The organism is Pseudomonas reidholzensis, from assembly GCF_900536025.1.
In the GTDB taxonomy this organism is placed as follows: domain Bacteria; phylum Pseudomonadota; class Gammaproteobacteria; order Pseudomonadales; family Pseudomonadaceae; genus Aquipseudomonas; species Aquipseudomonas reidholzensis.
In genome coordinates, this window is the sequence record NZ_UNOZ01000013.1 from 458,529 (window position 1) to 478,964 (window position 20,436).

The 20,436-nt window shown below is 63.9% G+C and carries 13 protein-coding genes and 1 pseudogene; 5 read left to right on the top strand and 9 right to left on the bottom strand.

All coding sequences use genetic code 11. From position 1 onward, the window contains the following. Positions 1–2: 2 nt before the first annotated feature. Positions 3–1,610 (bottom strand): carboxyl transferase domain-containing protein, encoded by a 1,608-nt coding sequence (locus CCOS865_RS10170; protein WP_119140338.1) that lies wholly within the window; start codon positions 1,608–1,610, stop codon positions 3–5. Positions 1,611–1,629: 19 nt separating this feature from the next. Then, positions 1,630–2,793: an isovaleryl-CoA dehydrogenase gene (locus tag CCOS865_RS10175; protein WP_119140340.1), complete on the bottom strand. Its 1,164-nt coding sequence runs from the start codon at positions 2,791–2,793 to the stop codon at positions 1,630–1,632. Between the two features lie 216 nt (positions 2,794–3,009). Between CCOS865_RS10175 and CCOS865_RS10180 the strand changes: the two genes are divergently transcribed. Further along, positions 3,010–4,689: an AMP-binding protein gene (locus CCOS865_RS10180; protein ID WP_119140342.1), complete on the top strand. Its 1,680-nt coding sequence runs from the start codon at positions 3,010–3,012 to the stop codon at positions 4,687–4,689. Positions 4,690–4,765: 76 nt separating this feature from the next. On the opposite strand, the gene CCOS865_RS10185 is transcribed toward CCOS865_RS10180, so the two are convergent. Further along, positions 4,766–5,746, bottom strand: a complete 981-nt coding sequence (locus CCOS865_RS10185; protein ID WP_119140344.1) for an RHS repeat-associated core domain-containing protein — start codon at positions 5,744–5,746, stop codon at positions 4,766–4,768. A 125-nt stretch (positions 5,747–5,871) separates the two neighbouring features. Between CCOS865_RS10185 and CCOS865_RS10190 the strand changes: the two are divergent. Continuing rightward, a pseudogene (locus tag CCOS865_RS10190) lies at positions 5,872–6,105 on the top strand (AMP-binding enzyme); the annotation flags it as partial. 50 nt (positions 6,106–6,155) lie between these two features. On the opposite strand, the gene CCOS865_RS10195 reads toward CCOS865_RS10190, so the two are convergent. Both CCOS865_RS10195 and CCOS865_RS28175 read right to left on the bottom strand, forming a co-directional pair. Beyond that, positions 6,156–7,223, bottom strand: coding sequence for an RHS repeat-associated core domain-containing protein (locus CCOS865_RS10195; RefSeq protein WP_119140346.1), 1,068 nt, complete (start codon positions 7,221–7,223; stop codon positions 6,156–6,158). A gap of 108 nt (positions 7,224–7,331) precedes the next feature. Then, the gene (locus tag CCOS865_RS28175; RefSeq protein ID WP_167469040.1) at positions 7,332–7,493 is read right to left on the bottom strand and encodes a hypothetical protein; all 162 of its coding nucleotides are present in this window, start codon (positions 7,491–7,493) and stop codon (positions 7,332–7,334) included. A 140-nt stretch (positions 7,494–7,633) separates the two neighbouring features. Between CCOS865_RS28175 and CCOS865_RS10200 the strand changes: the two genes are divergently transcribed. The 3 genes from CCOS865_RS10200 to glgB all read left to right on the top strand — a co-directional run bounded on the left by CCOS865_RS10200 (position 7,634) and on the right by glgB (position 15,321). Continuing rightward, on the top strand, positions 7,634–9,652 hold the full coding sequence (locus CCOS865_RS10200; RefSeq protein ID WP_119140348.1) for an alpha-1,4-glucan--maltose-1-phosphate maltosyltransferase: 2,019 nt from the start codon (positions 7,634–7,636) through the stop codon (positions 9,650–9,652). Between the two features lie 146 nt (positions 9,653–9,798). After that, positions 9,799–13,110 carry a maltose alpha-D-glucosyltransferase gene (treS, locus tag CCOS865_RS10205; protein ID WP_119140350.1) on the top strand — a complete coding sequence of 1,104 codons (3,312 nt, stop codon included), beginning with the start codon at positions 9,799–9,801 and terminating at the stop codon, positions 13,108–13,110. Next, a complete protein-coding gene (gene glgB / locus CCOS865_RS10210; protein ID WP_119140352.1) occupies positions 13,111–15,321 on the top strand; it encodes a 1,4-alpha-glucan branching protein GlgB in 2,211 nt (736 codons plus the stop codon). A gap of 128 nt (positions 15,322–15,449) precedes the next feature. Here glgB and CCOS865_RS10215 read toward each other — a convergent pair whose 3' ends face one another. From CCOS865_RS10215 to CCOS865_RS10230, 4 genes are all read right to left on the bottom strand, one after another. Beyond that, entirely contained in the window at positions 15,450–16,526 is a 1,077-nt protein-coding gene (locus CCOS865_RS10215; protein ID WP_119140354.1) for an autotransporter domain-containing protein, read from the bottom strand. A 315-nt stretch (positions 16,527–16,841) separates the two neighbouring features. After that, positions 16,842–17,636 carry an endonuclease/exonuclease/phosphatase family protein gene (locus CCOS865_RS10220; protein ID WP_119140356.1) on the bottom strand — a complete coding sequence of 265 codons (795 nt, stop codon included), beginning with the start codon at positions 17,634–17,636 and terminating at the stop codon, positions 16,842–16,844. 207 nt (positions 17,637–17,843) lie between these two features. Then, positions 17,844–19,997, bottom strand: a complete 2,154-nt coding sequence (gene glgX / locus CCOS865_RS10225; RefSeq protein ID WP_119140358.1) for a glycogen debranching protein GlgX — start codon at positions 19,995–19,997, stop codon at positions 17,844–17,846. A 130-nt stretch (positions 19,998–20,127) separates the two neighbouring features. Further along, a complete protein-coding gene (locus CCOS865_RS10230) occupies positions 20,128–20,433 on the bottom strand; it encodes a DUF2934 domain-containing protein (RefSeq protein ID WP_119140360.1) in 306 nt (101 codons plus the stop codon). Positions 20,434–20,436: the final 3 nt, after the last annotated feature.

Here is a 20,436-nt window from a genome sequence, read left to right on the forward strand (position 1 = left end):
GGTCACATCCGGAAGATGCCGAAGCGGCTCTGTTCGATCGGGGCGTTCAGCGCGGCGGACAACGCCAGGCCGAGCACGTCGCGGGTTTGTGCCGGGTCGATGACGCCGTCGTCCCACAGCCGGGCGCTGGAATAGTAGGGGTGGCCCTGGCGCTCGTACTGGTCGAGGATTGGCTGCTTGAGCCGCGCTTCGTCGTCGGCGCTGAACACCTGGCCACTGCGCTCGCTCTGTTCGCGCTTGACCTGCGCCAGCACCCCGGCGGCCTGCTCGGCGCCCATCACGCCGATCCGCGCGTTGGGCCACATCCACAGGAAGCGCGGGTCGTAGGCGCGGCCGCACATGCCGTAGTTGCCGGCACCAAAGCTGCCGCCGATGATCACCGTGAACTTCGGCACCTGGGCGCAGGCCACCGCCGTCACCAGCTTGGCACCGTGCTTGGCGATGCCCCCTTCTTCGTATTTCTTGCCGACCATGAAGCCGGTGATGTTCTGCAGGAACAGCAGCGGGATCCCGCGCTGGCAGGCCAGTTCGATGAAGTGCGCGCCTTTTTGCGCGGCTTCGGCGAAGAGGATGCCGTTGTTGGCCAGGATCGCCACCGGGTAGCCGTGCAGGTGGGCGAAGCCGCACACCAACGTGGTGCCGAACAGCGCCTTGAATTCATCGAACACCGAGCCGTCGACCAGGCGCGCGATCACCTCGCGCACATCGAACGGCTGCTTGGCGTCGGCCGGCACTACGCCGTAAAGCTCATCAGTGGCATGCAGCGGCGCCATCGCGGCCTGCTGCTGCAGGGTGCCGAGCTTGTGCCAGTTGAGGTTGGCGACGCTGCGCCGGGCCAGGGCCAGGGCGTGCTCGTCGTTGTCGGCATAGTGGTCGGCGACGCCACTGATGCGGCAGTGCACGTCGGCGCCGCCGAGGTCTTCGGCGCTGACCACTTCGCCAGTGGCCGCTTTGACCAGCGGCGGGCCGGCGAGAAAGATGGTCGCCTGCTGGCGGACCATGATCGCCTCGTCCGCCATGGCCGGCACGTAGGCGCCACCGGCGGTGCACGAGCCCATCACCACGGCGATCTGCGGGATGCCCAGGGCGCTCATGTTGGCCTGGTTGAAGAAGATCCGGCCAAAGTGCTCGCGGTCCGGGAACACTTCGTCCTGGCGTGGCAGGTTGGCGCCGCCAGAGTCCACCAGGTAGATGCACGGCAGGCGGTTCTGCAGGGCGATGGTCTGTGCGCGCAGGTGTTTTTTCACCGTCAGCGGGTAATACGAGCCGCCTTTGACCGTGGCGTCGTTGGCCACGATCATGCACTCGACGCCTTCGACCCGGCCGATGCCGGCGATCACCCCGGCGGCGGGCACGTCTTCGCCATACACCTCATGGGCGGCCAGTTGGCCGATTTCGAGAAACGCCGAGCCGGCGTCGAGCAGGCGGTCGATGCGCTCGCGCGGCAGCAGCTTGCCACGCGAGGTGTGGCGCTCCTGAGCCTTGGGCCCGCCGCCCTGGCTGACCTGCGCGAGCAGCGAGCGCAGGGCCTGGACCTGTTCGAGCATGGCCGCGGCATTGACGGCGAACTCCGCCGAGCGTGGGTTGATCTGGGTGTGCAGGGTAGCCATTGGCGCCAGTTCCTTGTGCTCAGCGGGTTTCGTTGAACAGTTCGCGGCCGATCAGCATCCGGCGGATCTCGCTGGTGCCGGCGCCGATTTCGTACAGCTTGGCATCGCGCAGCAGGCGGCCCGCCGGGAATTCGTTGATATAGCCGTTGCCGCCCAGGATCTGGATCGCCTCGAGGGCCATCTGGGTGGCGCGCTCGGCGCTGTAGAGGATCACCCCGGCGGCGTCCTTGCGGGTCGTCTCGCCCCGGTCGCAGGCCTGGGCCACCGCATACAGGTAGGCGCGGCTGGCGTTGAGCTGGGTGTACATGTCGGCGATCTTGCCCTGGATCAGCTGGAACTCGCCGATGCTCTGCCCAAACTGCTTGCGGTCGTGGATATACGGCACCACCAGGTCCATGCACGCCTGCATGATCCCGGTCGGGCCGCCGGCCAGCACCACGCGTTCGTAGTCGAGGCCGCTCATCAGTACCCGCACGCCGCCGTTGAGCTGGCCGAGGATGTTCTCCTGCGGCACTTCGACGTCATCGAAAAACAGCTCGCAGGTGTTCGAGCCGCGCATGCCGAGCTTGTCGAACTTGTTGCTGCGGCTGAAGCCTTTCCAGTCGCGCTCGACGATGAACGCGGTGATGCCATGGGCGCCCTTGTCCAGGTCGGTCTTGGCGTAGATCACGTAGGTGTTGGCGTCGGGGCCGTTGGTGATCCAGGTCTTGCTGCCGTTGAGCACGTAATGGTCGCCACGCAGCTCGGCGCGCAGCTTCATCGATACCACGTCGGAGCCGGCGTTGGGCTCACTCATGGCCAGGGCGCCGATGTGCTCGCCGCTGATCAGCTTGGGCAGGTACTTTAGTTTCTGTGCGTGGCTGCCGTTGCGGTTGATCTGGTTGACGCAGAGGTTGGAGTGCGCACCGTAGGAGAGGGCGACCGAGGCCGAGCCGCGGCTGATCTCTTCCATCGCCACCACGTGGGCCAGGTAGCCGAGGCCGGCACCGCCGTATTCTTCGGCGACGGTGACGCCGAGCAGGCCCATGTCACCGAACTTGCGCCACATGTCGGCGGGGAACAGGTTGTCGTGGTCGATCTGCGCGGCGCGCGGGGCCAGTTCGTCGGCGACGAAGGTGCGGACCTGGTCGCGGAGCATGTCGATGGTTTCGCCGAGGGCGAAGTTCAGGGACGGGTAATGCATGGAGGCACCTTCTTGTTCTTGAAATGTGGATTACACCGTAGCTCATGGGGCTTGCAGCGGACCCTGTGCGCGGTCTTTATCTAACCTTTACGTTAACGTAAACCTGCACTTCGAGGCTGTCAATGCACCCATGACCTTTACGTTAACGTTAATCTGAGCCAGAGTATCCATCGCTTGCTTCAGTCATGCCCAGAACAACCACAAGAAGGGATACTCATGAGCCAACCAAGCTACACCCGCGGCCCCCAGGTCAGGCCATTGCTCGAGCAGACCATCGGCCAGGCCTTCGACGCCACGGTGGCCCGCTGCGCGGACGGCGAAGCGCTGGTCGTCCGTCACCAAGGCCTGCACTACACCTGGCGGCAATTGGCCGAGGAGGTCGACCAGCATGCCCGCGCGCTGATGGCGCTGGGCGTCGAGTGCGGTGATCGGGTAGGCATCTGGGCACCCAACTGCGCCCAGTGGTGCATCCTGCAACTGGCCAGCGCCAAGGTCGGCGCGATCCTGGTCAACATCAACCCGGCTTACCGGGTCGCCGAGCTGGACTATGTGCTGCGCCAGTCCGGCTGCCGCTGGCTGGTCTGCGCCGATGCGTTCAAGGCTTCGGACTACCACGCCATGCTCATCGAGCTGGTGCCGGGCCTGGCCGATCAGGCACCGGGCACGTGGGCAAGCGAGACACTGCCCGAGCTGCGCGGGGTGATCAGCCTGGCCGAGCAGCCGCCCAGCGGTTTTCTGCCTTGGCGGCAACTGGCCGAGCGGACAGGGCAGACCGACCCCGCCGCCTATCTGGCTCGCCAGCGCAGCCTGCAGTTCGATCACCCGGTGAACATCCAGTACACCTCCGGCACCACCGGTGCGCCCAAGGGCGCCACCCTGAGTCACTACAACATCCTCAACAATGGCTGGATGGTCGGCGAGAGCCTTGGCCTGAGCGACCGCGACCGCATGGTGATCCCGGTGCCGCTGTACCACTGCTTCGGCATGGTCATGGCCAACCTCGGCTGCATCACCCATGGCAGCACGATGATCTACCCCAACGACGCCTTCGACCCCGAGCTGACCCTGCGCGCTGTGGCCGAAGAGCGCGCGAGCATCCTCTATGGCGTGCCGACCATGTTCATCGCCATGCTCGATCATCCGGCCCGCCAGCACCTCGACCTGTCGTCGCTGCGCAGCGGCATCATGGCGGGCGCCACCTGCCCGATCGAGGTGATGCGCCGGGTCATCGAGCAGATGCACATGGCCGAGGTGCAGATTGCCTACGGCATGACCGAGACCAGCCCGGTGTCGCTGCAGACCGGCCCGGATGACGAGCTGGAGCTGCGCGTGACCACCGTCGGCCGCACCCAGCCGCAGCTGGAAACCAAGCTGATCGACGCCGACGGCTGCATCGTTGCCCGTGGCCAGATCGGTGAGCTGTGCACCCGTGGCTACAGCGTGATGCTAGGTTACTGGAACAACCCCGAGGCGACCGTCGATGCCATCGACCCGGCGCGCTGGATGCACACCGGCGACCTGGCGGTGATGGATGAGCAGGGCTATGTGCGGATTGTCGGGCGCAACAAGGACATGATCATTCGCGGCGGTGAGAACATCTATCCGCGCGAGCTGGAGGAGTTTTTCTACACCCATCCGGCCGTGGCCGATGCGCAGGTGATCGGCATTCCGTGCAGTAAGTACGGTGAAGAGGTGGTGGCCTGGATCAAGTTGCACCCCGGGCACAGCGCGTCGGCCGAGGAGCTGCAGGCCTGGTGCAAGGCACGCATCGCGCATTTCAAGGTGCCGCGGCATTACCGCTTCGTCGATGAGTTTCCGATGACGGTGACCGGCAAGGTGCAGAAGTTTCGCATGCGCGAGATCAGTATCGAAGAACTCGGGGAGCGCCCGATTTAGTCTGTCGGGGTCGATCGCCCGCGCGCTGGTTCGGGGGCAACCGTGGGTGGTGGATTGATAGGCTACACGGGTACCTCTATTTTTTCGTTCGAATGCCTGTTAACTGCTTGAGTAACCCTTTCATGGATGTAGTTGAACGGTGGGTCTCCGGATAAAAGGTGACGGGTTCTGCATCGAGGTATTGATCGGGCAACAGATTTATCTCCACCGTAGGCGACGTGGGGTGTGGCGTTTTTGTGTTAATTATTTTGCTCTGGTAGGTGATGACTGGTTTGTTTGTCATGTTGGAGAGTGTCTGGCCAAACGCTGTCGCTGGGAAGCGACTATCCCCTGACATCGCGGTGGCCCCGCCATAACAGGAGACTAGGTGAATCGGTCCGCTTTCCAGGGCTATGCCTTCCTTTTTGAGTCCTTTTAGAAGTTGCTCCGGTGTCAAGCCGCCCACGGTAGATCCGGTGCCGTGACCGACGATAGTCGTCATGTCGTACCCGGGCTTTCCAACCTCTTGACCCTGCGTGACAATAATAGATTTGAGTTGCGGATTGATGGTCCTGGGTTTTCCGAACGTAACATATGGGCGAGTTGTTCGAAGTTGCGGGCTAATGAATGGGCCAATGCCGTGTCCACTAGGGTCACTGAAGTTGACCGGGTCGCCCAATACAAACGCATAAGTATTCAAGCCACCTTTATCGAAAGGGCTGTCCCCGTCAGGGCTGTTGAACCTCATCAATACCGGGTTGTAGGCGCGGTAACCCCTGCCGAGTAAATAGTGCGTGGTGATCGGATCGAGACGTTCACCTTTGAACCCGACTGGCAGGGTGCTCGGCGCTGTGTATCCGTAGGCGGCGAACTGCATCGAGCGCAAGCCGGCGCGCGACGCGCCGTTCAGGGGTGACCGCTGTGCGTCCGTGCAGACCAGCTCGGTATTTTCTTGATCACCAGGGCGGGTGACAGATGCCATGACCTGCGCTCCATGACTGAAGCGCGTGGCGCTGTGCAGCGGTTCGACGGTCGTTATCAAGTCTGAGTTGCGATAGAAATAGCGCGCTGTCTTCATCTGCCTGACTTCCCTGCTGTCTGCTGAGTATCGCCCTGAATTAGGGCCAGGACCGGTTTGCCCCTGTGCCACAGGGAGAAACCATTCTAGGAACATCCCGCGGCCGTCACTACTGGCGGAAATATCAGGTGGTGGCCTGGATCAAGTCGCACCCGGGGCACAGCGCGTTGGCCGAGGAGCTGCAGGCTTGGTGCAAGGCACGGATCGCGCATTTCAAGGTGCCGCGGCATTACCGCTTCGTCGATGAGTTTCCGATGACGGTGACCGGCAAGGTGCAGAAGTTTCGCATGCGGGAGATCAGTATCGAGGTGTTGGCGGGGCCGATCCTGGATGAGCGTCTGCTGATAATGCCGACCTGATCGCGGGGCTGCGCTAACGCAACTGCGCCCTAAAGTTCCCGGTGCGTGCTTCACCTTAAGCCACTAGCCCGAAGATCATCTAAAACCCTATCGAGATTAGGGTCATAATCAGCCAACATGCCTTGTCTAATGATGCTTACGTCACGGCGGAATATGAAGTCTTTGCTGAGGCTTTCAGGTGTTCTTCGTGGGTTGGGTAAGTAGCGGGCGTTCATAATACGGTGGTCAAAAATCATTACTTTATAAGTGTCGTCAAGTGAAAGTCTCGTGTCGTCTAGGTAGTTTGAGTGACGGCCGGCCATAATTGCGTCATGGTGTTTCATCGTTGCGTTTCGCGACATGTCAGTTAGCCATTTTGACGTTGCCGGATTGGGTTCTAAGCCTATTTTTTTGATGCTGTTGTGCATTTCCATCAACGAGGATTGCGGGTAATTCAGGGCGGGATGCGTGTATAGATCTGGCTCCACCCTGTCCATGCGGTGAATCATTTCAACACCTTCGTAGCTGTTGATTATAGATGTTGCTTCCCTGCGGTCAGATCCTAGACGGGCGCCGGCATGCGTCACTGCGGCACCGTTGTCATACTGATTAATTCTGTTTCGCAAGCCTCTTGTACCTAAGTTTTTCAATCCGCGCTCAAATGCAGACGTCATTCGACCAATGATGGAGGTACCTAGTGGGTCAGCGTAGTTAATGGGGTCTCCATGACAGTAGGCATAGGCATTCACGCCGCCTTGTCTGAAGGGGCTCAAGCTGTCAGGAGAATTGAATCTCATCACGGCAGGGTTGTAGGCGCGACGTCCTTGCCCCAGCAGGTAGAAGTGTGCGTGGGTATCCAGCAGCTCTCCGTTAAAAGCTAATAGGGCGGCTGCACTGGTCGGTGGTTCGCAGTATCCATAGGCGGTGTAGTCAAGCGCATTTATTTGCTGCCTGAGGTGGGCGCCTAGTACTGAGTTACCTGGATCGGTATAGACAAGCGTACTGTCCCGTCTGTCAGGTGACTGGCTGATGCCAGCAAGAGGGCGCTGGCCCTGACGAAAAAAACGCTGGCTATCTTGAACTTGCAGTGAATGGACCAACTGTCGACCGCAGTAGAAGAATTGCTTGCTGGATGACATGCCCGTGCTCCTTGTTTTCGGTGTCCCCCTGCGTAACAGGGGGACACCAGTCTAGGAACATGCCGCGGCCGTCACTACTGGCAGAAATATCAGGTGAGTTGGCTATCCTTAGGCTTTCACCGGCGGCTCCTGACTCGGCGGGTCGCCCACGGTCGGTGGCATCGTCGGCTTGATCGGCAGCTCGTCCGGGTCCTGTTCGGGCACCGGCGGCGGGAGGCTCGGGTCGTCGATGTTCGGATCGGGTGTCTCCGGTGGAATGGGAATGTTCATGGCCTGACCTCGCTTCGGGTGTTGAGAAGGTGGTAGTGGCTTTGATCCGGGGCTGCGCCATTCGCTCAATTTTTTTGAACCCGCTGCGTGTCACCGGCTCTGAACCCTTACCGCCACAAGCCAACAGGGAGCAAGGTCCGATGTCTCGTAACGAGCCCTTCGAAAGCGTGCCCATGGCCAATGACCACCCCGACCAGGCCATCAGCCTGTCTCAGGCGCTGCTGGCGCCACGGCTGGTGATCGAGGACACCGCGCCCGTGCTCGACGGCGGTACCTTCGCCGCCAAGGCCGTCAGCGGCCAGCCGGTGCAGGTCAGCAGCAAGGTCTACGGCGACGGTCACGATCAACTGATGGTGGTCCTGCACTGGCGCGTCGCGCACAGCCGGCATTGGCATGGCGTGCCCATGCAGGCGGCCGGCAACGACCTGTGGCTGGCTGAGTTCACCCCCAGCGAGCTGGGCCTGCACCTGTTCAGCCTCGAAGCCTGGATCGACCCGTTCGCCACCTATTGCCACGACCTGGAGAAGAAGTACCACGCCGGCGTCGAGGTGACCCTCGAGCTGGAGGAGGGCAGGTTGTTGCTGGGCAAAGGGGCGCAACGCAGTGAAGGCGCGCTGCGCGACCAGATCCTGGCCGTGCAGGCACGCCTGCCCGAGCTGGCTCAGGACGATCAGGTGGCGCTGCTGATGGCCCCTGAAACCGCCCGCCTGATGGCCGAGGCCGAGCACCGCAGCTACCTCACCCGCAGCATCGAATTCCCGCTCGACGTCGATCGCCCGGCGGCGTTGTTCGCCAGCTGGTACGAGCTGTTCCCGCGCTCGATCACCGATGACCCGGCACGCCACGGCACCTTCAACGACGTGCACCAGCGCCTGCCGATGATCCGCGACATGGGCTTCGACGTGCTGTACTTCCCGCCGATCCACCCGATCGGCAAGCAGCACCGCAAGGGCCGCAACAATGCCTTGCAGGCCGAGCCGAGCGATCCGGGCAGCCCGTACGCCATCGGCAGCGCCGAAGGCGGCCACGACGCCATTCACCCTGAACTGGGCAGCCGCGAGGATTTCCGCCGGTTGGTGGCCGCCGCCGCTGAACACGGCCTGGAGATCGCCCTCGACTTCGCCATTCAGTGCTCGCAAGACCATCCCTGGCTGGTCGAACACCCCGGCTGGTTCAGCTGGCGCCCCGACGGCACCATCCGCTATGCCGAGAACCCGCCGAAAAAATACCAGGACATCGTCAACGTCGACTTCTATGCCGCCGAGGCCGTGCCCTCGCTGTGGCTGGCGCTGCGCGATGTGGTGGTCGGCTGGGTCGAGGAGGGCGTGAAGACCTTCCGCGTTGACAACCCGCACACCAAGCCGCTGCCGTTCTGGCAATGGTTGATCGCCAATGTGCGCAGCCAGCACCCGGAGGTGATCTTTCTCGCCGAGGCCTTCACCAAGCCGGCGATGATGGCGCGGCTGGGCAAGGTCGGCTATGCGCAGAGCTACACCTACTTCACCTGGCGCAACACCAAGCAGGAGCTGCGGGAGTATTTCGAAGAACTCAACCAGCCGCCGTGGAGTCAGTGCTACCGGCCGAATTTCTTCGTCAATACGCCGGACATCAACCCGTTCTTCCTGCAGACCAACGGCCGCGCCGGCTTCCTCATCCGCGCCGCGCTGGCGACCATGGGCTCTGGGCTGTGGGGCATGTATTCAGGCTTTGAGCTGTGCGAAGGCGCGGCGATCCCGGGCAAGGAGGAGTATCTGGATTCAGAGAAGTACGAGATCCGCCCGCGCGACTTCAGCGCGCCCGGCAACATCATTGCCGAGATCGCCCAGCTCAACCGCATCCGCCGGCAGAACCGCGCCTTGCAGACGCACCTGGGGGTGGCGTTCTTCAATTGCTGGAACGACAACATCCTCTATTTCGCCAAGCGCACGCCCGAGCGCGACAACTTCATCCTGGTGGCCATCAGCCTCGACCCGCACAACGTGCAGGAGGCGAGTTTCGAGTTGCCGTTGTGGGAGCTGGGCCTGGACGACGACGCCGACACCCTGGGCGAAGACCTGATGAACGGCCACCGCTGGACCTGGCACGGCAAGACCCAATCGATGCGCATCGACCCCGATTATCAGCCGTTTGGTATCTGGCGCATAGAAAGGGCCCGTTAGAGCGACGTACCTCCTGTGGGAGCGGGTTCACCCGCGAACAAGGGCGCAGCCCTTGCCATCCACCGCGGTGTTCTTTTCGCGGGTGAACCCGCCCCTACAGATCACTCGCTCACTCAAGGCTTATGAAAATTTGAAAGGAGTCGCACATGGCCAAGCGTTCCCGCCCGGCAGCCTTTATCGATGACCCGCTGTGGTACAAGGACGCGGTGATCTATCAGCTGCACATCAAGTCCTTCTTCGATTCCAACAACGACGGCATCGGCGATTTTGCCGGCCTGATCAGCAAGCTCGACTACATTGCCGAGCTCGGCGTCAACACCCTCTGGCTGTTGCCGTTCTACCCCTCGCCACGGCGCGACGACGGCTACGACATCGCCGAGTACAAGGCCGTGCACAGCGACTACGGCAGCATGGCCGACGCCAAGCGCTTCATCGCCGAGGCGCACAAGCGCGGCCTGCGGGTGATCACCGAGCTGGTCATCAACCACACCTCCGACCAGCACCCGTGGTTCCAGCGCGCCCGCCACGCCAAGCGCGGCAGCAAGGCCCGTGACTTCTACGTGTGGTCGGATGACGACCAGAAGTACGACGGCACGCGGATCATCTTTCTCGACACCGAGAAGTCCAACTGGACCTGGGACCCGGTCGCCGGCCAGTACTTCTGGCACCGTTTCTATTCCCACCAGCCAGACCTCAATTTCGACAACCCGCAGGTGCTCAAGGCGGTCATCGAGGTCATGCGCTACTGGCTCGACATCGGTGTCGACGGCCTGCGCCTGGATGCCATCCCGTACCTGATCGAGCGCGACGGCACCAACAACGAGAACCTGCCCGAGACCCACGCGGTGCTCAAGGCGATCCGCGCCGACCTCGACGCCCATTACCCCGACCGCATGCTCCTGGCCGAGGCCAACCAGTGGCCCGAAGACACCCGGCCGTACTTCGGCGAAGGCGAGGGCGACGAATGCCACATGGCCTTCCACTTCCCGCTGATGCCGCGCATGTACATGGCCCTGGCCATGGAAGACCGCTTCCCGATCACCGACATCCTGCGCCAGACCCCCGAGATCCCGGCCAACTGCCAGTGGGCGATCTTCTTGCGCAACCACGATGAGCTGACCCTGGAGATGGTCACCGACCGCGAGCGCGACTACCTCTGGAACTACTACGCCGAGGACCGCCGCGCGCGCATCAACCTGGGCATCCGCCGGCGCCTGGCCCCGTTGCTGCAGCGTGACCGTCGGCGCATCGAGCTGCTCACCAGCCTGCTGCTGTCGATGCCCGGCACGCCGACCCTGTACTACGGCGACGAACTGGGCATGGGCGACAACATCTACCTGGGCGACCGCGACGGCGTGCGCACGCCGATGCAGTGGTCGCCGGACCGCAACGGCGGTTTCTCGCGCGCCGACCCGCAGCGCCTGGTGCTGCCACCGATCATGGACCCGCTGTACGGCTACCAGACGGTCAACGTCGAAGCGCAGTCGCACGACCCGCATTCGCTGCTCAACTGGAACCGCCGCCTGCTGGCGGTGCGCAACCAGCAGAAGGCCTTTGGCCGCGGCACGCTGAAAATGCTCACGCCGAGCAACCGGCGCATCCTCGCCTACATTCGCGAGTACACCGATGGCGAGGGCAACACTGAAATCATCCTCTGCGTCGCCAACGTTTCGCGTGCGGCCCAGGCGGCTGAGCTGGAGCTTTCGCAGTACGCCGACAAGGTGCCGGTGGAGATGCTCGGCGGCAGCGCCTTCCCGCCGATCGGCCAGTTGCCGTTCCTGCTGACCCTGGCGCCGTATGGCTTCTACTGGTTCGTCCTGGCCGCGCGCGACCGCATGCCGAGCTGGCACGTCGAGCCCACCGAAGGCCTGCCCGAGCTGACCACGCTGGTGCTGCGCAAGCGCATGGAAGAACTGCTCGAAGCCCCGGCCATCGACGCGCTGCAAGACGCCATCCTGCCGCAGTACCTGCCCAAGCGCCGTTGGTTCGCCGGCAAGGAAGGGCCGCTCGACCAGGTTCGCCTGCGCTATGGCGTGCGCCTGGCCACGGCGACCACGCCGGTGCTGCTCAGTGAGCTGGAAGTCATCAGTGACGGTGTCGCCAATTATTACCAGTTGCCATTCGGCTTCCTGCCGGAAGAGCAGATCAACACCGCGCTGCCGCAGCAATTGGCCCTGTCGCGGGTGCGTCGCGGCCGTCAGGTCGGGTTGATCACCGACGCCTTTGTCCTCGAGCCGTTCATTCGCGCGGTCCTGCGCAACTGCCAGGACGGCACGCGGCTGCCCAGCAGCGCCGGTGAACTGCGCTTCGAAAGCACCGACTTGCTGGCGCCGCTCGAGCTCAACGAAGACAGCGAGGTGCGTTACCTCGGTGCCGAGCAGTCCAACAGCTCGGTGGTGATCGCCGACCGGGTGGTGCTCAAGCTGATCCGTCGGGTCAACCCAGGCGTCCATCCGGAGCTGGAAATGAGCGCCTACCTGACCGCCGCCGGCTTTGCCAACATCTCGCCGCTGCTGGCCTGGGTCAGCCGGGTCGACAGCCAGGATCACGCGCACCTGCTGATGATCGCCCAGGGCTACCTGAGCAACCAGGGCGATGCCTGGGCCTGGACCCAGAACACCCTGGAACGGGCGATCCGCGACGAAATGGAGCCCGACGGGCAGAACCCCGAAGCGCACACCGACGCCCTCGCCGAACTCAATGGCTTTGCCACCTTGCTCGGCCAGCGCCTGGGCGAAATGCACCTGCTGCTGGCCGCGCCGAGCGACGATTCGGCCTTCACCCCGCGCACCAGCAGCGCCGACGACAGCAGCCGCTGGAGCCGGCAGATCAGCGCCGAGCTGAGCCACGCCCTCGACCTCCTGGCGCAGCACCGCGACAGCCTCGACAGCGACAGCCAGGCCCTGGTCGATGACCTGCAGGAACAGCGCGATGGCCTCGCCAAGCACGTCGACAACCTGGCCCGGCAGGCCGCCGGCGGGCTGTTGATGCGGGTCCACGGTGACCTCCACCTGGGCCAGGTGCTGGTGGTCCAGGGCGATGCCTACCTGATCGATTTCGAGGGCGAGCCTTCGCGCCCGCTCGACGAACGTCGGGCCAAGCACAGTCCGTACAAGGATGTCAGCGGCGTGTTGCGATCCTTCGACTATGCTGCTGCGATGATCCTGCGCAGCGCCTCGGCGGTAGACCTCTCCGACGCGGCGCGCCAGGCTCGCCAGCGGGTTGCCCGGCAGTACCTGCACCAGTCGCGCCACGCCTTCGTCGAAGCCTATGGCCTGGCCACCGCCGCCATGCCCCATGCCTGGCAACAGGCCGAGGGCGAGCGCGCCGCATTGGAACTGTTCTGCCTGGAAAAAGCCGCTTACGAAATCACGTATGAAGCTGAGAACCGGCCGACGTGGCTGGCCGTGCCTTTGCATGGCTTGCATGGACTGATCAGTACCTGGGGAGAGTCATAGATGAACGCAACCACGCGTGATAACGGCGGACTTCGGCAACGGGACATCGACGCCCTGGCCCGCGCCGAGCACGCCGACCCATTTGCCGTGCTCGGCCCGCACCCGGATGGTGCGGGCGGCCTGTTCGTCCGGGCATTTCTGCCCGGCGCACTGAGTGCCAGGCTGCTGGCACGGCATGACGGCAGTGTGCTGGTCGAGATGCAGCAGGGCAGCCTGCCGGGCTTGTTCAGCGCGCACCTGGAGCACGCCCAGGCGTACCAGCTGCAGATCGCCTGGGCCGGCGGCGAGCAGGTCACCGAAGACCCCTACAGCTTCGGCCCGCAACTGGGCGAGATGGACATGTACCTGTTCGCCGAGGGCAACCACCGCGACCTGGCCGGGCGCTTCGGCGCGCAGCCGGTGCAGGTCGACGGCATCGACGGCGTGCTGTTCTCGGTGTGGGCGCCGAATGCCCGGCGGGTGTCGGTGGTCGGTGGCTTCAACAACTGGGACGGCCGCCGCCACCCCATGCGCCTGCGTCACAACGCCGGGGTCTGGGAGCTGTTCGTGCCGCGCCTGGGTGTGGGCGAAGCGTACAAGTTCGAAGTGCTCGGCCGCGACGGCGTGCTGCCGCTCAAGGCCGACCCGCTGGCGCGTGCCACCGAGCTGCCACCGAGCACCGCGTCCAAGGTCGCCGGCCCGCTCGCGCACGAATGGCGCGACCAGCAGTGGATGGAGCAGCGCGCCGAGCGCCACGCCTACAACGCACCGCTGTCGATCTACGAGCTGCACGTCGGCTCGTGGCGCTGCGAGCTGGACGATGGCGGTGATGTCGCGCGCTTCTACAACTGGCGCGAACTGGCCGAGCGGCTGGTGCCGTATGTGCAGGAGCTGGGCTTTACCCACATCGAGATGCTGCCGATCATGGAGCACCCGTTCGGCGGCTCGTGGGGTTACCAGCCGCTGTCGCTGTTCGCCCCGACCTCGCGCTATGGCACCGCCGAAGACTTCGCCGCCTTTATCGACGCCTGTCACCAGGGCGGCATCGGCGTGATCCTGGACTGGGTACCGGCGCATTTCCCGACCGATGAACACGGCCTGGCGCGCTTCGACGGCACTGCCCTGTACGAATACGAAAACCCCCTGGAGGGCTTCCACCAGGACTGGAACACGCTGATCTACAACCTCGGCCGCAACGAGGTGCGCGGCTTCATGCTGGCCTCGGCGCTGCATTGGCTCAAGCACTTCCATATCGATGGCCTGCGCGTCGATGCGGTGGCCTCGATGCTCTACCGCGACTACTCGCGCAAATCAGGCGAGTGGGTGCCCAATCGCCATGGCGGGCGCGAGAACCTCGAAGCGATCGACTTCCTGCGTCACCTCAACGGCATCGTCGCCCATGAAGCGCCGGGTGCGCTGGTGATCGCCGAAGAGTCGACCGCCTGGCCTGGCGTCAGCCAGCCGACCCAGCAGGGCGGCCTGGGCTTCGATTACAAGTGGAACATGGGCTGGATGCACGACACCCTGCATTACATCCAGAACGACCCGGTGCACCGCACGCACCACCACAACGAGATGAGCTTCGGCCTGATTTACGCCTACTCCGAGCACTTCATCCTGCCGATCTCGCACGATGAAGTGGTGCACGGCAAGCACTCGCTGATCGACAAGATGCCGGGTGATCGCTGGCAGAAGTTCGCCAACCTGCGCGCGTACCTGACGTTCATGTGGACCCACCCGGGCAAGAAGCTGCTGTTCATGGGCTGCGAGTTCGGCCAGTGGCGTGAGTGGAACCACGACCACCAGCTGGACTGGTACCTGTTGCAGTACTCCGAGCACCAGGGCGTAAAAAACCTGGTCAGCGACCTCAACCGCCTGTACCGCGAAGTGCCGGCGCTGCACGAGCAGGACTGTCTGCCGCAGGGCTTCCAGTGGTTGATCGGCGATGATGCGCAGAACAGCGTGTTTGCCTGGTTGCGCTGGAGCAGTGCCGGGGAGCCGCTGCTGGTGGTGGCCAACTTCACCCCGGTGCCGCGTGAGGGCTATCGGATCGGCGTGCCGTTTGGCGAGCGCTGGCAGGAGTTGCTCAACAGTGATGCCGAGCTGTATGCCGGGTCGAATGTGGGCAACCTGGGGGCGGTGGCCAGTGAGGCGATCGCCAGCCATGGCCAGCCGTTGTCGCTGGCCCTGAACTTGCCGCCGTTGGGGGTTCTGGTGATGAAGCCCGCCTGATCGGTGGTGGCTTTTTCGCGGGTAAACCCGCTCCCACAGGGTTTTCGGGACGGCCCGAATTGTTGGGCCTCCACAAAAACCTGTGGGAGCGGGTTTACCCGCGAAGAAGTCGACACTGATTTCAACCCTTACCAACGCATCTTCACACCCAGGCTGCCAATCAACCCGTTCAGGTCATTGCCATCCATGTCGCTGCTGTAATCGGCACTGACGAACAGCGCCACATTCGGCGCTACCCGCGCCACCAGCCCCAAGCCCAGTTCCACCGTGGTCGAATAGCGCGAGCTGGAGATCTTGTCGACCTGGTCCAGCTGCACCCCATCGGCATTGCTGAAGTCGTACCAGACGTTGGTCCGCACGTAGGGTTCGATCGGCATCCCGCTCACTTCATAGCGCCCGCTCAACTTGGCACCGACCCGGCCGCTCCAGCTCGGCTGGCTGTCGAACGCCTGCAAGGTCTCTTCCTGCACCTGGCTGCCGGGGAAGAACTGCTGGTTGATCAACTGCGCCTGTGGCTCGATCACCCAGCCGCCGCCCAGGCCGATCGGGTAGCCGCCCTCCAGCGAGAAGGTCATCGCATGCCCGCTGTCGTCCAGCCGCTGACCGCCCTCGTTGCGGCCACTGACGTCGATGCGCGTGCCCATGGCCACCGCATCCAGGTGCCAGCCCTGTTCATTGCTCATGCTCCAGTACACCCCCAGGCTCTCGCCGCTGAGGTTGACCGCATTGCGTTGCTTGTCGCCGAGCAACGGGCGCAGGCCATTGAACGAGGTCTGCAGGTTGTTGTGGCCGACGAACACCCCGGCGCGGTGCACGTTGCCCGCCGACGACTCACGCACGAACAGGTCAGGGCCGATCACCAGTTGCTGGCTCGGCGCTTCGAGTTGGTTGGGGGCCTGGGCGCCGGGTTGCGGCATGCCCGGGAAAAACTGCGCCCATTGGCTGGCGATCAGGTCCGGTGCCGCGTGCCCGTGGCGCTGACTCAGCTGATCGGAAAAGCTGCTGAGGGTGTTCAGGTTCAAGCCGCTGGCGCTGACCGGGTCAAGCGACAGCTGGGGCATCGCCGGCTGTTGCAGGAGGCTGGCGAAGGGCTCGTCCTCCTGCAGGTCGAACGCGAAGGTTTCCACCGGGGTTGCCAGGAGCAGCGACGTGGAAACCGCGTAGAGAACATGGTCGAGGCGCAGCGAGGGCGCAGTTCTTTTCATGGCGGTTCTCCTTTGTTTTTGTGGTACAGCCAAGGACCTGGCCTGTTGTCACGAGCTGTACGACTAAAACAGAGGGCGACCCAAACCAGCACGACGGCCTCCAGGAGCGCGCAGGAAGGCGCGAGCTAGAGGCCCGACGTGACGTTTTCCGTCTGGTAGTCATCTCAGCTAAGGAGAGGACGGCGCTCGCGTCAAGAAACTGCACGCAGGCCGTCGCGCGCGCGTGGCACACGCTAACGCGTTGAATTGCCGATCAAATGACCGGTCGATAGCGGGGTTCGCTATTTGCCGCGTGCTGGCTATGCCGAATCATTGCTAGAGGCGCACTTCGACGGCCAGTGGCAAATGGTCGGAAAGGTGCGTCCAAGGCTTGTGCCCGAGGATCTGCGGCGCGTGGCTCTGCGCGTTGCGCAGGTAGATGCGGTCCAGGCGCAACAGCGGCAGGCGCGCCGGGTAGGTACGCGCGAGCAGGCCATGGTGGCGCTCGAACGCTTCGTGCAGGTCGCTGTGCAGGCGCAAGGTACGGTTGCCCTGCAGCTTCCAGTCGTTGAAATCGCCGGCGATGATCACCGGCTCATCCGCCGGCAGTTCGTCGAGCAGCTTGCGCAGCAGTTGCAGCTGTTGCTGGCGATGGCTTTCGAGCAGCGACAGGTGCACGCAGATGGCGTGCACCGGGCGTTGCCCCGGCACGTCGAGCACGCAATGGAGCAGGCCGCGGCGCTCGGGGCCGGTGATCGACACGTCGAGGTTGCGGTGTTCGACGATCGGGTATTTGGACAGCAGCGCGTTGCCGTGGTGGCCGTCGGGGTAGACCGCGTTGCGCCCGTAGGCGAAGTCGCTCCACATGCTGTCGGCGAGAAATTCGTACTGCGAGGTCTGCGGCCAGCCCGGGTAGCGCGCGGCATGCCGGTCGTGGCTGCCGAGCACCTCCTGGAGAAACACGATGTCGGCCTGGGTGCTGCGCACCGCTTCGCGCAACTCCGGGAGGATGAAGCGCCGGTTGAAGGCGGTGAAGCCTTTGTGCGTATTCACCGTCAGCACCCGCAGCCGATCGACGGCGGGGGCTTGGCTGACGCTGGCGAAACCTTGACTGCCGGCTTCGAGATCCACGTGGACTCCTGTCTGTCTTGCTCATTGCCAGAGAGTGGCGCCAACCCTGTGGGAGCGGGTTTACCCGCGAACGAGGGCAAAGCCCTCGCCGGACATTGACAGTGCCGCTGCTGACGTCTTCGCGGGTGAACCCGCTCCCACAGGGTTCAGTGTGCCCCTGCCGATTCAGTATCGGTACACACTAAGACCGAGCCTCCCAGCCCAGGTTCACTCCTCTTCGCGCTGCAACACCAGCAGCAGGAACGAGCGCCCGGTCACCTCGAACGTCGACTCGAAGTCCAACCGCTGCGGCTTGCGCAGCTGTGGCCGGTCGGTGTCCACCAGGCAGCTCCAGTACTCGCCCTCGGGCACCGTCGGCAGCAGGAACGGCACCACGTCATGGTGCGCGTTGACGATCAGCAGCACGGTCGCCTCCGAGCCGGGGCGGGCGATGCCGCTGACCTGGGCGCGGCCGTCGATCAGCATGCCCAGGCAGCGGCCATGCGGATCCTCCCATTGCTCGACGCTCATTTCGCTGCCATCGGGCGTTAGCCAGGTGACGTCCTTGACCCCGATCGCCTCGTTGTAGTCGCCGACCAGGAAACGCGAGCGGCGCAGCACCGGGTACTTCAGGCGCAAACGGGTCAGGCGCTTGACGAAGGTCAGCAGCTCCTTGCCGTCCTCGTCCAGCTCCCAGTTGATCCAGCCGATCTCGCTGTCCTGGCAATAGGCGTTGTTGTTGCCGTGCTGGGTGCGGCTGAACTCGTCGCCGGCGACGATCATCGGCGTGCCCTGGGCGAGCAGCAGGGTGGCGAAGAAGTTGCGCATCTGGCGCATGCGCAGGGCATTGATCTCGGGGTCTTCGCTGGGGCCTTCGGCGCCGCAGTTCCAGGACAGGTTGTTGTCGGTACCGTCCTGGTTGTTCTCGTCGTTGTCTTCGTTGTGCTTGCTGTTGTACGAAACCAGGTCGCGCAGGGTGAAACCGTCGTGGGCGGTGACGAAGTTGACCGAGGCGTAGGGCCGTCGGCCGCGGTTGTTGAACATGTCGCCGGAGGCGGTCATGCGCGCGGCAAAGTCGGCCAGCTGGCCTTCATCGCCTTTCCAGAAGCTGCGCACGGTGTCGCGGAAACGGTCGTTCCACTCGGCCCAGCCGGGCGCGAAGTTGCCCACCTGGTAACCCCCCGGGCCGCAGTCCCAAGGCTCGGCGATCAGCTTGACCTGGCTCAGCAGCGGGTCCTGGCGGCAGGCCACGAGGAAGCTGTGACGCTCGTCGTAGCCGTCATGGTAGCGGCCAAGAATGGTCGCCAGGTCGAAGCGGAAACCGTCCACGCGCATCTCGCCGGCCCAGTAACGCAACGAATCGGTCACCAGCTGCAGCACGCACGGGTGGCTCAGGTCGAGGGTGTTGCCGGTGCCGGAATCGTTGATGTAATAGCGTTTGTCATCGGGCATCAGGCGGTAGTACGAGGCGTTGTCGATGCCGCGCATGGACAGCGTCGGGCCTTGCTCGTTGCCCTCGGCGGTGTGGTTGTAGACGACGTCGAGGATCACCTCCAGGCTGGCGTCGTGCAGGTGCGCGACCATCTCCTTGAACTCGGCGATCTTGCCGCTGGCGAGGTACGCCGGGTGCGGCGCGAAAAAGGCGATGCTGTTGTAGCCCCAATAATTGTTCAGGCCTTTTTGCAGCAGGTGCTGGTCGTTGACGAAGGCGTGGATCGGCAGCAGCTCGATCGACGAGACGCCCAGGTCCTTGATGTGCTTGAGCAGGTCGTCGTTGGCCAGGCCGGCGAAGGTGCCACGGAGTTTTTCCGGCACGGCGGGGTGGCGCATGCTGATGCCGCGGGTGTGCGCCTCGTAGAGGATGGTGCGCTCCCACGGGGTCTGCACGCGCTGGTCGCGGCCCCAGGTGAAGGCCGGGTCGATGACCTTGCACTTGGGCACGAAGGGCGCGCTGTCGCGCTCGTCGAACGAAAGGTCGCCGTCGGGGTGGCCGATGGTGTAGCCGAACAACGCCTCGGACCATTTAAGGGTGCCAACCAGTTGCTTGGCGTAGGGGTCGATGAGCAGCTTGTTGGGGTTGAACCGGTGGCCGTTCTCCGGCTCGTACGGGCCGTACACGCGGTAGCCGTAGACCAGCCCTGGGTGGGCGTCGGGCAGGTAGCCGTGGTAGATCTCGTCGGTGTACTCGGGCAGCTCGATGCGTTCGAGCTCCTGCTCGCCGCTGGAGTCGAACAGGCACAGCTCGACCTTGGTGGCGTTGGCCGAGAACAAGGCGAAATTGACCCCAAGGCCGTCCCAGGTGGCGCCGAGGGGGAAGGGCATGCCTTCACGAATCCGCGACGGGGCGACGGAGCGGGTTTTCTTAGGGGTGCGGGGGCTCATGGCAGTCCTCGATGGCCGGGGGAAGGGGGGCTGGCTGAGGCCTCATCGCGGGTAAACCCGCTCCTACAGGGTTCACTGCGATCCCTGTAGGAGCGGGTTTACCCGCGATGAGGCCGACAACAGGAGCGTCTTAGCCAGCAGCGGGCTTCTTGGCTGCTCGGGGCTTTTTCGCGGGTGCAGGTTTTTCAGCTGCGCTAGCCGCAGGCTTAGGCTGCGCGGCGGCTTTTTTCGGTTGCGCCGCCGACTTTGCCGGGGCCTCGGCCTTGGGCTTGGCCGCAGCTTTCTTGCGCGGCGCCGCCTTGGGTGCCAAGGCCTCGGCTTCGGCTAGCTTGCGGGCCATCGTCCAGTGCCGGTCTTCCTGCCCCGCAGGCTTCCCCTCTGACTCCCAGATCTCATAGGCAAATTGGCGAATACGTTTTTCATCGACACTCATCATGAC